The organism is Caulobacter sp. GW822-FHT01G02, assembly GCF_058802865.1.
Map to the genome: position 1 here is coordinate 285468 of NZ_JBXAON010000004.1, position 14097 is coordinate 299564.

11 protein-coding genes are annotated in these 14097 nt (G+C 69.1%); 7 read left to right on the top strand and 4 right to left on the bottom strand.

All coding sequences use genetic code 11. The features are described 5' to 3' along the window. Positions 1–145 precede the first annotated feature (145 nt). From AC1RNC_RS13650 to AC1RNC_RS13660, 3 genes are all read left to right on the top strand, one after another. Positions 146–2395: a TonB-dependent receptor gene (locus AC1RNC_RS13650; RefSeq protein ID WP_492886946.1), complete on the top strand. Its 2250-nt coding sequence runs from the start codon at positions 146–148 to the stop codon at positions 2393–2395. 140 nt (positions 2396–2535) lie between these two features. Further along, positions 2536–3375 carry a glycosyltransferase family 2 protein gene (locus tag AC1RNC_RS13655; RefSeq protein WP_492886947.1) on the top strand — a complete coding sequence of 280 codons (840 nt, stop codon included), beginning with the start codon at positions 2536–2538 and terminating at the stop codon, positions 3373–3375. Positions 3376–3389: 14 nt separating this feature from the next. Next, positions 3390–4163, top strand: coding sequence for a polysaccharide deacetylase family protein (locus AC1RNC_RS13660; protein ID WP_492886948.1), 774 nt, complete (start codon positions 3390–3392; stop codon positions 4161–4163). Here AC1RNC_RS13660 and AC1RNC_RS13665 read toward each other — a convergent pair. After that, complete coding sequence (locus tag AC1RNC_RS13665; RefSeq protein WP_099581400.1) at positions 4160–4285, bottom strand: hypothetical protein; 126 nt, start codon at positions 4283–4285, stop codon at positions 4160–4162. The two genes, AC1RNC_RS13660 and AC1RNC_RS13665, sit on opposite strands and share 4 nt — an antisense overlap. 92 nt (positions 4286–4377) lie before the next feature. After that, positions 4378–5826 carry a protein adenylyltransferase SelO gene (locus AC1RNC_RS13670; RefSeq protein ID WP_492886949.1) on the bottom strand — a complete coding sequence of 483 codons (1449 nt, stop codon included), beginning with the start codon at positions 5824–5826 and terminating at the stop codon, positions 4378–4380. Between the two features lie 250 nt (positions 5827–6076). Here AC1RNC_RS13670 and AC1RNC_RS13675 point away from each other — a divergent pair, with 250 nt between their 5' ends. Both AC1RNC_RS13675 and AC1RNC_RS13680 read left to right on the top strand, forming a co-directional pair. Continuing rightward, positions 6077–8500 (top strand): TonB-dependent receptor, encoded by a 2424-nt coding sequence (locus tag AC1RNC_RS13675; RefSeq protein ID WP_492886950.1) that lies wholly within the window; start codon positions 6077–6079, stop codon positions 8498–8500. Positions 8501–8691: 191 nt separating this feature from the next. After that, positions 8692–11109 (top strand): M28 family metallopeptidase, encoded by a 2418-nt coding sequence (locus tag AC1RNC_RS13680; RefSeq protein ID WP_492886951.1) that lies wholly within the window; start codon positions 8692–8694, stop codon positions 11107–11109. A gap of 4 nt (positions 11110–11113) precedes the next feature. On the opposite strand, the gene AC1RNC_RS13685 is transcribed toward AC1RNC_RS13680, so the two are convergent. Together AC1RNC_RS13685 and AC1RNC_RS13690 are read right to left on the bottom strand one after the other, a co-directional pair. After that, positions 11114–12994: an AMP-binding protein gene (locus AC1RNC_RS13685; RefSeq protein ID WP_492886952.1), complete on the bottom strand. Its 1881-nt coding sequence runs from the start codon at positions 12992–12994 to the stop codon at positions 11114–11116. An 88-nt stretch (positions 12995–13082) separates the two neighbouring features. After that, positions 13083–13349: a hypothetical protein gene (locus AC1RNC_RS13690; RefSeq protein ID WP_492836798.1), complete on the bottom strand. Its 267-nt coding sequence runs from the start codon at positions 13347–13349 to the stop codon at positions 13083–13085. Between the two features lie 17 nt (positions 13350–13366). On the opposite strand from AC1RNC_RS13690, the gene AC1RNC_RS13695 reads away from it, so the two are divergent. Continuing rightward, on the top strand, positions 13367–13684 hold the full coding sequence (locus AC1RNC_RS13695) for a hypothetical protein (protein WP_492886953.1): 318 nt from the start codon (positions 13367–13369) through the stop codon (positions 13682–13684). Between the two features lie 167 nt (positions 13685–13851). Continuing rightward, positions 13852–14097 carry a hypothetical protein gene (locus AC1RNC_RS13700; protein WP_492886954.1) on the top strand — a complete coding sequence of 82 codons (246 nt, stop codon included), beginning with the start codon at positions 13852–13854 and terminating at the stop codon, positions 14095–14097.

Below are 14097 nucleotides of genomic sequence, written 5' to 3' on the forward strand. Positions count from 1 at the left end.
CCTGAATCGGGCTTCGCTCCTGCTCGCCGCCAGTCTTCTGGGTCTGGGCGCCAGCGCGCATGAAGCCGCCGCGGCGGAATCGCGCGTCCGCCTAGACATCCGCAAGGCCACCGCCGCCGAAACCCTGATCGAGCTGGGCGTCCGCATGGATACGACCATCGGAGGCGTCGAAGCCTGCAAGGGTCCAGGCGTCCCGCTGATCGGAACCTTCAGCCTGCGCGAAGCCCTGGATCGCGTCAGCCTGGGCAAGGGCTGCGCTTACAGCTTCGTCGACGCCCGCACGGTTCGCTTCTGGGTCGCTCGCCCGCCGGCGCCGCGCCCCGTGGTCGCCGGCCGGCCGGCCATCGTCGCGCCAGAGCCGATCGCGCCCCTGACCCCGCTGGTCATCAACGCCGGCAAGCGCTCGTCGCGCCTCGGAGCCCTGGCCGGCGGCGTCAGCGTCATCGGCTCGCCGCAGTTGCAGGACACCGGGGTCGGCGAAACCGGCTCGGTGGCCCGCCAGACGGCTGGCTTCATGACCACCAACCTGGGCGCGGCGCGCAACAAGATCCTGCTGCGCGGCCTGTCGGACGGCACTTTCACGGGCCGCACCCAGTCGACGGTCGGCACCTATCTCGACGACATCCCCGTCAACTACAACGCCCCCGACCCGGACCTGCGGCTGATCGATGTCGATCGGGTCGAGGTGATGCGCGGTCCGCAGGGGGCGCTCTACGGCGGCGGCTCGCTGTCGGGCATCTATCGTATCGTCACCCGCCAGCCGGAGCTGGGACGCTATTCAGCCTCGGTCGGCTCGACCATCGCCACCACCGAATCCGGCTCGAACAGCTATCGCGCCGAGGGCGTGATCAACGCGCCGATCGGCCAGGTCTCGGCCTTGCGCGCGGCGATCTACTACGACGTCGACGGCGGCTATCTCGACGACGTCAACCTGCGCCTGTCCAACGTCGACAAGACCACGCGCCGCGGCGGCCGCGTGGCTTGGCGCGGGAACCTGGGCGAATGGCAGATCAAGCTGAGCTCGGCCCTGCAGAGCGTCTCGTCCAAGGACACCCAGTACGTCACCCTGGCCCCCGGCGGCCCGCGCCGCGCCAATCAGATGCGCGAGATCCACCGCAACCGCCTGTCCCAGACCTCCGTCAAGATCAGCGGCTCGGGCGACTGGGGCCAGTTCGAGTCGGTGACCGGCTACGTCACCCACCGCTACGCCAGCCGCTACGACGCCACCGTCTCGCTCAAGCAGTTCTCGAAGGAGGCGCTTGAGCTCGGCTTCTATGACGAAGCCGCGCGCGTGCGCATGGCGGTGGAGGACATGATCTACACCGCGCCCGCCCTGGGCCGGCTGCGCTGGATGATCGGCGGCTTCCTGGCCACCAGTATCGAGGACGGCGACGCCAATCTGCGCGCCCGCGCGGGCAATGTAACCCGCAGCTTCTACGACGAAAACCGCAAGGACCGGCTGAACGAGTACGCCCTCTATGGCGAGGCGACCTACGACCTGGGCGGCGACTGGAAGGTCGCGCTGGGCGGGCGGGCGTTCAAGACCACGGTCCACACCCGCTCCTACGTCCTGGCGCCGTCGCCAGGCCAGTCGCGCGACCTCGACCGCGAGGCCTCATTCAACGGCTTCTCGCCGAAGATCTCGATCCAGCGCGACCTGGCGCGCGGCGGCATGATCTACGCCCTGAGCTCGGAGGGCTATCGCGCCGGCGGCTTCAACTCAGGGGGCCTGACAACGCCGTCCGAGGCAAGGCGAGTGTTCCATCCCGACCATCTGCGCAACTACGAGGTCGGCGCGACGCTAAGTCCGTTCGACGGCCGGGTGAATCTGCGGGCGGCGCTGTTCTATGATGACTGGCGCGATATCCAGACCGACCAGTATTTCGCGTCAGGCCTGTCCTACACCGCCAATATCGGCGACGGTCGCAACCGTGGCCTGGAGATCGAGGCGGGCTGGAAGGCGACGCCGCGCCTGACCCTGAAGGCCAACGCTCTGTTCAACGAGCCGAAGCTGACCCGTATCGCGCCCGGTTATGGCATCACCAACACCGCCAGCCTGCCCGGCGTGCCGGACGTCTCGTTCGGCAGCCTGGCGACCTATCAGCGCCCCATCGCCGGCGCCACACTGATGCTGACGGCCGAGACCGGCTATATCGGCGAGTCTCGCCTGACCTTCGACCCGCGCTTCTCGCCGACCATGGGCGGCTACTACACCGGCAAGCTATCGGCCCAAGTGATGACCGACCGCTGGCGCGCGGCCGTGTTCGTCAGCAATCCCTGGAACAGCTCCAGCGACACCTTCGCCTACGGCAACCCGTTCAGCTTCGGCCAGGTCCGCCAGGTGACGCCGCAGCGTCCGAGGACGTGGAGCCTGGCCCTGTCGGCCAACTTCTAGTCATCCCGGCGCCCCAGGCCGCGCCGGTAGTTTGTTGCAAAGCTTACATATTTGTCATTCCCCGGGGGGGAGGTCGCGCACGGCGGCGTCTTACTGTCAAAGCGACCGCGGGGGCGTGGTCGTTCGGTCGAGGACATGTGATGGCCAAGCTTTCGGCCCTGCTCTGCGTGCACAACGAAGAACAACGCCTTCCGGCGTGCCTGGCGGCCCTGTCGTTCTGCGACGAGATCGTCGTGGTCGCCGACCGTTGCAGCGATGGCTCCGAAGCCATCGCCCGCCACTACGGCGCCAAGGTCGTTTCGGGCATCTTCCCGATCGAAGGCCCGCGCAAGCACGCCGGCATCGCCCGCTGCACCGGCGACTGGGTCCTTGAACTGGACGCCGACGAAGGCGTCACCCCGGCCTTCGCCGAGGAGATCCGCCAGACCATCGAGCGTGACGACGCCGCCGACTGGTACCAGATCCCGATCGACAACTATGTCGGTCAACAACTGGTCCGCCACGGCTGGGGCGGGTCCTTCGGCACCGCCTCGGCGGCCCGACTGTTCCGTCGCGGCGTCAAGTCGTGGAAGGCCGAGCGCGTCCATCCGGGCGCCAAGCTCGAGGGGGTCTACGGCGGCCGTCTGACCCAACCCCTGCAGCACATGGTCGACGAGGACATCGCCGACATGTTCGCGCGCCTGGGCCGCTACACCGCCCTGAAAGCCCTGGACCTGGCCGACAGCGGCAAGATCAAGGGCCTCGGCGACGACGCCTTCCGCGGCGTGCGCCGGTTCTTCAAGTGCTACGTCTCGCGCAAGGGCTACAAGGAAGGCGACCTGGGCTTCCTGATCTCGCTGATGGCCGGCCTGTACCCGATCCTGTCGAACCTGCGGGCGCGCGAGATCCTGCGCGCCCGCGCCCAGGCGACCGAGGCCGGGCGCCCGGTGATCGCCCCCGCCCCGCTGCCGCTGCGCCGCGCCGAGGCCAACGGCCAGTAACGCTCAACGCCAGTATGTCCCGACCGCCACTCGCCTTCCGTCTGGTCCTGGGGCCCGAGCTCGCGCTCTGGACCAAGGCCGGCCATGCGCCGGTCCTGTGGTGGCGCGATGACGACGCCCGCGTGGCGACCGACGGGCTGGAGCGGCTGCTGGCCCTGTCGCGCCGTCACGCCGCCCCGCTGACCCTGGCGGCCATCGCCGGGCCCAGCCTGTCGCTGCTGGTGCGCCGCATCGAGACGGAGCCGCACGTCGAGCTCGCCGTCCACGGCTTCAAGCACGTCAACCGCCAGCCGGAAGGCCAGGGCTTCGGCGAGATCGTCGACAGCGACGACGTCGACTGGGTGCGGGCCCAGTTGCGCGCCACCGTCGCGCTCTTCCATCGCGCGGGGGTGACGCCGACGCTGTTCGTGCCGCCATGGAACAATATCAGGCCTCGGCTTCTGGAGGCCTTGCCCGACTCGTCGATCACGGTGGTGTCTGGCTTCGACCAGACCAGCGGCGTGCGCGACGGCGTCACGCGCCTCGACGCCCACCTGGACGTGCTGCGCTGGAAGGGCGGCGGCCGGTTCCGCGGAACCTGGCGCTTCCTGTCACGGATGCGACGGCTGATGAGCCAGCGGCGCAAGACGGGTCAATGGAACGAGCCGATCGGCCTGCTGACCCACCACCTGGATCATGACAAGGCGACCTGGCTGTTCCTGGAGCGCTTCCTGGCGACGTTCCCCGTCACGGCGCGCCGTCAGCTGACGGGCGAAGCCGCCGTCCAGTCCGAAGCGCTCAGCGCTTAAGCCAGCTCGGGGCGGTCGCGCAGGCACTCGCCGATAGCGCGGGCGCAGCCCGGGATGCCGAGGGCCCCCACGAAGGACATGGCCACGGCGCAGACCAGCATGATCGGTTGGAAGATGCGCATCTGGGAATCTCCACGCGGGCGTTCGTCATAGGCACTGTGCCGGAACTGTAAGACGGAAACTTGACGGTTGTTCCGCGCCCGAATGAAAAAACTCAGGGTGCGGTGTTTTTGGCGCCGTTCGATCCAAGGGCGTAGGCCACGCGGGCGGCCTCGATCCGGCCAAGCTTTTCGTTGAGCGGTCCCCAGTCGTCGCTCTCCGCGATCGGCGCCCACAGGGCCTCGACCTCCTCGATGATCAGCTCCTCCGGCTCCGGACGCTGGAATACGGGATCGCCCAGGCGCTCGGGCCGATCGGGCTCGAAGTCGGCCAGCCGGCGACGGAACGTCTCGAACGTCTCCGTACGGTAGAGATCGGCGCGCGGACCGCCCAGCGCCCGCGCCTCGGACGCCGCCCCGCCGAACCAGTCGAAGAAGAACGGCTCCCAGCGCAAGGCGTCGCCCCCTTCGGCCAAGGCCCGGAACGCGCTGTTGACCAGTTCGACATCATCGTCCGGGTCGCGGCTCTTGACGGCCAGGCGGTCCAGCATCGCGCCGCGCAGGGCCAGACGATAGGCGTCGGAGAAGCCGTTCAGCGCCGCCAGCAGACCGGCCTGATCGGCGACCAGGGTCAGGCAGGCGGCCAGCTGCTGCAGATTCCAGAACACCGCCTCGGGCTGGCGGCCGAAGCTGTAGAGCCCCTGGTGGTCGAAATAGGCGGCCGTGAAGTTCGGATCGTTGCGCGGCAGGAACCGCCAGGGGCCGTAGTCGAAGCTCTCGCCCGTCACGACCATGTTGTCGGTGTTCAGCACCCCGTGCACGAAGCCCGCCGTCATCCAGCGCGACAGCAGCCTGGCGCTGGCGCTCACCGTCTCCCCCATCAGCGCCGCCGCCCGGTCGGGCGCGTCGGCCAGATGCGGGAAATAGCTCTCGACCACGTGATCCACCAACTGGACGATCAGGTCACGCTGGTCGAAATAGGCCAGGCGCTGGAAGGTCCCGAAGCGGATATGGCTGTGCGACAGCCGGGTCAGTACCGCCGAGCGGGTCGGACTGGGCTCGTCGCCGCGCGTCAGGGCCTCGCTGGTCTCGACCAGCGAGAAGGCGCGCGAGGTCGGAACGCCCAGAGCCTCCAGCATCGCCGCGGCCAGGATCTCGCGCACCCCGCCCTTCAGGGTCAGACGGCCGTCGCCGGCCCGCGACCACGGCGTCTGGCCCGAACCCTTGGTGGCGAGGTCCAGCAGGCGATCCGTTCCCCGTTCGCGAAGCTGGGCGAACAGGAAGCCGCGGCCGTCGCCGAGGTCGGGATTGTAAACGCGGAACTGGTGGCCGTGATAGCGCATGGCCAGCGGGACCGGCTGGTTGTCCGGCAACGGCGCGAAGCGGCCGAAGTGGCGGACCCAGTCGACGTCGGTCAGGCCGTCCAGCCCGACGCTGGCCGCCGCCCTCTGGTTGCGGAATCGCAGGATCGTTTCCGGAAAGTCGGCCGCCTCGACGGGATCGGCGAAATCGCGCCCCAGGGCCTGCAGGCGAGGATCGGGACGGTAGACGGGCGAGAGGCTCATGAGTGGCCAGATGAGACCCGCCCGCCGCGCGCGCAAGCCTCTTTCGAATTTCTACGACGGCCGGCCAATGCTGTCGCTTCCCGGCAACAGAAGTCGCCCGAACCTAGTCCTGACAAGGGATTTTGCTTGCCGAGCGCGCCTGTGGCGCCTAACCCTTGGCTATCCATTCGAACAACCGTTCGACGGAACAACAAAAAAAAACGAGCCGGGGGCGGGCAAGCGCTTTCGGCCGACAACCGAGAGGTAGGAAATGCGCTTCACCCAGGTGCTTTGCGGCACTGCGTCCGCTGTTGTCCTCGCCGGCATGGGCGCCGGCGCCGTCCAGGCCCAGCAGGCCGCCCCCCAGAACGAGATCCCCACCGTCGACAGCATCGTCGTCACCGCCCAGAAGCGCGAGCAGAACCTGCAGGACGTGCCGATCGTGGTGACCGCGGTCGGCGCCAAGCAGCTGGAAGGCGCGGGCGTCAAGGACATCAAGGATCTGCAGATCCTGACCCCCGGCCTGAACGTGGCGTCGACGTCGAACGAGACCAACACCACCGTCCGCATCCGCGGCGTCGGCACGGTCGGCGACAACCCCGGCCTGGAATCCTCGGTCAGCGTCGTCATCGACGGCGTCTATCGCCCCCGTAACGGCGTGGCCTTCAACGACCTGGGCGAAATGGAGCGGGTCGAAGTGCTGAAGGGTCCGCAAGGCACCCTGTTCGGCAAGAACACCTCGGCCGGCGTCATCAACGTCCTGACCAAGGCGCCCGAGTTCGAATTCGGCGCCGAGGCCGAGGCGACCTTCGGCAACTACGGCTCCAAGGGCGGTTCGGTCGCCGTGACCGGTCCGATCATCGCCGACAAGCTGGCCGGCCGCCTGTTCGCCGCCAAGCGCGAGCGCGACGGCTTCTACACCATCAAGACCGGCGCGGGTCCGCGCACGGCCACCGACGACGCCAACCAGGACTTCTACACCATCCGCGGCCAGCTTCTGGCGACCCCGACCGACGAGCTGAAGTTCCGCTTCATCGGCGACTACACCAAGCGTGACGAACGTTGCTGCGTGGGCGTGCAGATCGTGACCGGCCCGACCGGCCCCATCCTCGACGCCCTGTCGGCCGACTCCGGCGTGTCCATTCCGGCCAAGCCCTTCGACCGCATTTCCTACGCCAACCGCCCGACCGATCAGCAGATCGAGGACAAGGGCGTTTCGCTGGAAGGCGAATGGACCACGCCGTGGCTGGGCGGCGCGACCCTGACCTCGATCACCGCGGCGCGTGAGTGGACGACCAACAACGGCCAGGACATCGACTTCTCGACCGCCGACATCGCCTACCGCAACGGCGACCAGTGGCGCACGCGCTTCAAGCAGTTCAGCCAGGAACTGCGCTTCGCCGGCCGCGCCGAAAAGGGCGAATGGCTGATCGGCGCCTTCTACGCCGACGAGGACCTCGATCAGCTGACGCCGTTCCGCTACGGCTCGGCCTACGAGACCTATCTGGGTCTGTTGCTGTCGGGCGGCGCCAGCCCGACCTTCGTGTCGGCGCTGACCGGCCGCGCGCCCGGCACCTCCTACACGGCGAATTCCGGCTCGCTGGACGCCTACGCGCAGAACTCCAAGAGCCTGTCGTTCTTCACCAACGACACCTACCACCTGACCGATCGGATCGACCTGACGATCGGCCTGCGCCATACGCATGAACTGAAGACCCTGGCGACGCAGTACACCAACCTGCCGGGCAACAACGGCTGCGCCGCCACTCTGGGCCGCACCGGGACGATCGTCGGCATCGTCGGCGCCGCCAACGCCGCGACCGTGATCGGCAACCTCTGCCTGCCGTGGACCGATCCGGGCTTCAACAACTACAGCTCCAAGCAGAAGCGCAACGAGAAGGAATGGACCGGCACCTTCAAGGTCTCGGCCAAGGTCACCGACGACATCATGTCGTATGTGTCCTGGGCCAAGGGCTACAAGGCCGGCGGCTTCAACCTCGACCGCTCGCGCATCGGCCTGGGTACGCCGAACCCCGACACCGGCTTCGCGCCGGAAACGGTCGAGTCGATCGAGGTCGGCTTCAAGACCAGCTGGCTGAACCGCCGCCTGTCGGTGAACTCGGCCTTCTTCCACCAATCGTATGACGGCTTCCAGCTGAACACCTTCACCGGCGTCAGCTACATCGTCACCTCGATCCCGAAGGTGGAATCGTTCGGCGTCGACACCGACCTGCTGTGGTTCACGCCGATCCGGGGCCTCAGCCTGCAGGGCGGCGTCACCTACGCCGAGACCGAGTACGGCCCGTTCATCGCGCCGACCGGGGTCTCGCCGCGCCTGTCCGACGCCCGCCTGTCGTTCGCCCCGCTGTGGTCGGGCTCGCTGGCGGCCAGCTACGAGCATGACCTGGGTTCGTCGCTGCTGTTCCACGCCAACCTGAGCGCCAAGTACAGCTCCAGCTACAACACCGGTTCGGACCTGGCCCCGCAGAAGGTCCAGCCGAAGATGACGGTGATGAACGGCCGCATCGGCATCGGCAGCCAGACCGGCCTCTGGACGGTCGACGCCTGGGCCCAGAACCTGACCAACAAGAAGTACTATCAGGTCGGCTACGACGGCCCGCTGCAATCGGGCACCTACGACGCCTTCCTCGGCGCGCCGCGCACCTACGGCGTGACCCTGAAGGCCAGGTTCTAACCAGCCAGAGTTCTAGCCGGGAGGGGGAACCGGCGGCGGCCTCGAGCCTCCGCCGGCTTTCGGAAGAGGGGAAGGGCGATCCGGGCGACCGGGTCGCCCTTTTCTTTTTCCGTAGGCGAAGGGGTTTTCGATCGCCGCGCATCACCCCAGCATGGCCTTCGGGGGATTCGTTCAACGCCGGAGCCGCGCCCATGAAGACGATCCGCTTCCTCGGGTTCTGGATCTGCCTGGCCATCGGCTTGGCGCTGGGCGCGTGGAGCCAGAGAACCCCCGCGCCCGTACCCGCCAGCGCCCCGGCCACGGCCTTCTCCGCCGACCGCGCCATGGCCGACGTCACGACCATCGCGCAGAGGCCCCACCCCACCGGCTCGGCCGAGATCGCCAAGGTCCGCGACCATCTGCGGGAGCGGATCGCGGAGCTGGGGCTGCAGGTCTCGATCCGGTCCGGCGAGGGCTTCTGGACCAAGTCCGACACCGGCCGCGCGCTGACCGTGGCCGCCGTCCAGAACGTGATCGGCGTCCTGCCCGGCAAGGATCCCAGCCTGCCGGCCATCCTGGTGATGAGCCACTATGACTCGGTTCACAATTCACCCGGAGCCGCCGACGACGCCACGGGCGTGGCCGCCGCGCTGGAGATCGCCCGCGCCCTGAAGGCCGACGGCCCCCACGCCCGCGACGTCATCTTCCTGTTCACCGACGCCGAGGAAGCGGGCCTGCTGGGCGCCGACGCCTTCTTCAACCGCGACCCGACCCTGGAGCGTGTGGGCCTGGTGGTGAACATGGAAGCCCGGGGCGACGCCGGCCGCGCGGCCATGTTCCAGACCGGCCCCGGCAACGGCGCCCTGATGAGCGTCTTCGCCCGTCAGGCCAAGGGTCCGTCGGCCAACTCCCTGGCCTCGACGGTGTACGAGAAGATGCCCAACGACACCGACTTCACCCACGCGGTGAAGAAGGGTCTGCCGGGGCTGAACCTGGCCTTCATCGACGACCAGTTGGCCTATCACACGCCGCTGGCCCGGCCCGACCACCTGGAGCGCGGCAGCCTGCAGCATATCGGCGACCAGGCGCTGCCGACCATTCGCGCCCTGGCCGACGCCCCGACCCTGCCAGCCAAGGCTCCGAACGCGATCTATTCGGACGTGCTGGGGCTGTTCCTGATCAGCTATCCGCCGACCGTCGGCTGGGGGCTGCTGGTCCTCGCCGCGGGCCTGATCGTCTTCACCGCCTGGCGCACGCTCAGCCTCGGCGCCGCCAGCGGCTGGGAGATCGCCCGGGGGGTGGCCGGCCTGCTGCTCACCGCTGCCAGCATCGCCACGGTGCTGCATCTGGCCGGCCGGCTGCTGATGATCACGGACGTGCAGCGCTACTACGGCGTCCTGACCCGCTTCGACATGCTGTTGTGGGGCTGCGGCCTGCTGGCCGTGGCGGTCGGCCTGGGCGTCGCCACCGCCCAGGCGCGGGGCGCGCGCCGGATCATCCCCTGCGCCGTCGCCCTGGCCCTGGGCGGGGCGTGCAGCCTGGTCGGCGGCTTCGATCCCATCGGCCTCGGTCTGGGCGTCGCCGCCTGCGTGCTGGCCGCCCTGTCCCTGGGCTTCAAGACCGACGTCCTGGGCGCCTGGATCGGCGGGATGATCGTGCTGCTGGTGCTGGCCACGACCGCCCAGATCCTGGCCCCCGGCGCGACGGTGATGCTGACCTGGCCGCTGCTGGTCGCCGCCCTGGGCGCGGCCCTGATCATCGGCGTCGGCGGGACGCGCGACCGGCGGGTGGCGCTTGCGCTCACTTGCGCCGTCGGCCTGCTGGCCGTGCTGTCGACGGCCCAGCTGACCGCCTGGGGGTCCTGGACCTTCGCTGGCGTCGGCATGATGGAACCGGCGGTCCTGGCCCTGTTCGCCATGTTGGCCGCGCCGGCCCTGTCGCCCTTGGCCCACGACTTCGCGGCCACGCGCTGGGCCTGGCGCGCCGCCGGCGTGCTCGCCCTGGCCGGCATCGCCCTGATCGCCAACGCCGCCCGCCTCGGCGGCGAGCCCGGCCGCCCGGCCGTGACCCAGGCCCTGCACGTCGCCGATCTGTCGACCGGCAAGGCCTGGCGGCTGACCGAGGCCCCGCGCCTCGACGCCTGGACCAAGGCCGTCCTGCCCGACGACGGCGGCTCGGCCGCCAAGCAGCAGCCACTGGCCCCGTTCTGGCGCAAGCCCGTCTGGATGTCCGAGACCCGCGCCGTGCCAGTCGAGGCGCCGCAGCTGACGGTCGATCGCGCCGAGGACCGCCTGCTGGTCCGGCTGATCCCCGCGCCGGGGGCCGAGATGGTCACCCTGCGCCTGCGGCCCAGCGGCGCGCTGGCCTCGCCGCGCCTCAATGGTCGGCCGATCACGCTGAAGACCGAGGCCGGCCAGTGGTCGGCCCTGACCTATCACGCCCCCGACCCGAACGGCGTCACCCTGAGCTTCACCACCCAGGACGCCGGCAAGGTCGAGGTCGCGGCGCTGGAGTATCACGACGGCTGGCCCGCCCTGGCCAAGGCCCCGCCCGCCAAGCCGGCCGACCTGATGGCCATCGGCACGTCGGACAAGACCGCCGTACTGGTGCGCGGCGGGATGAGCTGGTGACGCGCTAAACGGCGAACACGCCCTCGCCGGGCTGCTTGGCGTACAGCGCCTCCACCCGCTCGGCCCGGCGGTCCAGGGCGCAGCGCTGGTTGACATAGCCCTTGTCGGTGATCTCGCCGGCGTCGATCGAGGGCGGTTCGGTCAGGAGGGTGAAGCGGCCGATCCGCCGCGACGAGCCGCCCGCCGCCGCGTTGAAGGCCGCAATTCGTTCCCGCACGATCGCCACAAGCTTCTCCAGCGGCGTCCCCGGCCCCGGATCGGCGACCAACGCCTGAAGGCCCGCCGGCGAGGGCCACAGCATGGCGCCGATGAACGGCTTGTCCTGGCCGGTGATCACCGCGTCGTGGATATAGGGGCTGCAGGCCGCCACCAGGTCGGGGCGCAGCACGCCGACGCTGACCCAGGTGCCGCTGTCCAGCTTGAAGTCCTCGGTCACCCTGCCGTCGAACACCAGGCCCTTGGCCGGGTCGTCCGGATCGACGAAGCGCGCCGCGTCGCCCAGCTTGTAGAAGCCCTCCTCGTCGAAGGCCGCCGCCGTGCGCTCCGGATCCTTGTGGTAGCCGGCCGCCACGGTCGGCCCCTTCACCCGGACCTCGTACTTGCTCCCGCTGGGGGCCAGCTTCAGGGCGATGCCCGGCAGCGGCAGGCCGACCAGCCCGACCCGCTCGGTGATCCAGTGGGTGACGGTGACGCCTTGCGTCTCGGTCGCGCCGTACATGGTGGTCAGCGGGATGCGCTGGCCCGTCTCGGCCACGGCCAGGGCCTGGATGCGGTCATAGACGTCGTTGGAGAGGGTCGCGCCGCCATAGCCCATATAGCGCAGGTTCTTGAAGAAGGAGCGGCGCAGGGCCGGATCGCTCTCCATCGCCTCGGCCAGCATCGAAAAGGCGATCGGGGCCGAGCCGAACACGATCGGCGAGACCTCGTGGAGGTTCTTGATCGTCGTCTCGAACAGGCCCGGCAGCGGCTTGCCCTCGTCGATGTGCAGCGTGCCACCGGCCCACAGCACGCTGTTGAAGCCGATATTGCCGGCCGAGATGTGGCTCCAGGGCATCCACTCCAGGCTCTGGGGGATCTCGTCGGTGGGCGCATCGGTGCGCAGGCCCTCCTGGCCGGCGATCACGCCCGCCATCATGCCGTGGGTCTGGGGCACGGCCTTGGGCAGGCCGGTGGAGCCCGAGGTGAACAGGTACTTGGCCACGGTCGCCGGACCGAGCGTTTCGCGGGACGCCGCGACAGCCGCGGTCGGCGTCGTCCCGGCGACCTCGGCGAAGGCGATCGTTCCCGCGCTCCCGTCGGCGGTGATCACCGCGATGGTCGGGTCGATGGCCTTCAGGGTCTCCAGCGCCTTGGCGAACATCGCCCCGCTCTGGGCGAAGACGACGCGGGGGGCGACCTTCTCGAAGCAGTGCTTCAGCTTGGCCTGGTCGGTCGAGATCAGGCTGTAGGCCGGGCTGATCGGCGCGGCCGGGACGCCGGCGGCATAGGCGCCCAGGGTCATCAGGGCGTGCTCGATCGAATTGCCCGACAGGATCATGACGCTGTCGGCGTGGGTCAGGCCGCGATCCAGACGCCCGCCTCCCGCCAATAGAAACTGGGCGACGCCCTCGACCGCCCGCTGGGCCTGGCCGTAGGTGACCTCGCGCCAGGGACCATGGCCGGGCTCGCGCTGCTTGATGTAGGGCCGATCCGGATGCTCGGCGGCCTTTTGCGCGATCAGGTGGGCGATCGAGCGCGGACCCTCGCCCGGCGCGTGGTTCGAGGTGATGACGATCGAGCCGTCCGGCCGCCGCTCGACGCTGACGTCGGGCCCCTTCATGGCCAGCGGCTTGAACGGAACCTTGGAGACGTCGCGCGAGGGCGACGCGCCGTCCGGCGGCGTCATGGTCTCACTCCCTCAGGTTATCGTTGTTCTTCTGCAAACAACGGTAACGGAAAGCGGACGCGCGGCAAGGTTGCCGTTTTGGGAAGCCTCAGGCCCCGGCGGACTGGTCCAGGGCGCTGACGGCGACGCCGCCTTCCAGGACGCGGACGCCCAGGAAGTGCATCTCGCCGCCGCGATAGCTGATCTGCTCCAGCGGCACGGTGTCGTCGCGACGCAGGCGACGGCCGTCATTCAAGGTCAGCCGCAGGGTCATCTTCTTGGCCGAGGCGCCGGCGGCGATGGCCGCCTCGATCTCGCGGCGGAACAGGACCGAAGGGGCCTGCGGCGGCGGCTTGGGCGCGGGGCTCTTGCTCACGGGCGACCTCCGAAACCGTGTTCTCCGGTGATGCGGATCTGACAGGCCTGGCCGGAGTCCTGCAGGGTCCGCGCGCGGCGATGCGCGGCGGCCTTGGCGACTTCCTTGTCGGCGGATTGGCCAAAATGCTCGCCCGCCAGCTCGACGCTCCACGCGCCCTCATGTCGGGCGACAGTGAGAACGGCTCGATTGGTAATTTCTCGCATTTCAGAAGATTAACACAAAATCGAACCCTCCGGGGAATTAATCGTTCGCGATCGGAACCCGACGATTTTCTTGATCGTCCAAAATATTTCAGCCGCCGAAACTCTCGCGAAAACAGACGGAAATCTTGAAATACCCTCCGGACCGCCCCTCGGCTTTCCGTCGAGATTCAGAAGGCGCGCGCCTCCCCGGTCGAAACGTGGTATGCTGACGAGGTTCATGTCGACCTGGCGGCTTCCCCAGGCGCCCGGGTTCCCCGGCCGATCGGCGGCTTCGATCACCGATGCATCGGAACGACATGACCCAGGATCCCCCCGTCAGCGACACCCTGTCCGACAGCCAGCTCAACGCCTTGCGGAGCCTGGCCGAACGCCAGCCGGGCCAGGACTCCAACTTCGTCAACATCAGCGCCGCCCAGGCCCTGACCCGGCTGGGCCTGGCGCGTCGCGGCGGCGGGGGCTGGGAGATCACGCCCCAAGGCCGCAACCACCTGCTGCGGGCCGTCTCACGCGACGACGCCGGCGGCGCGGCCAACGCCCGCTAG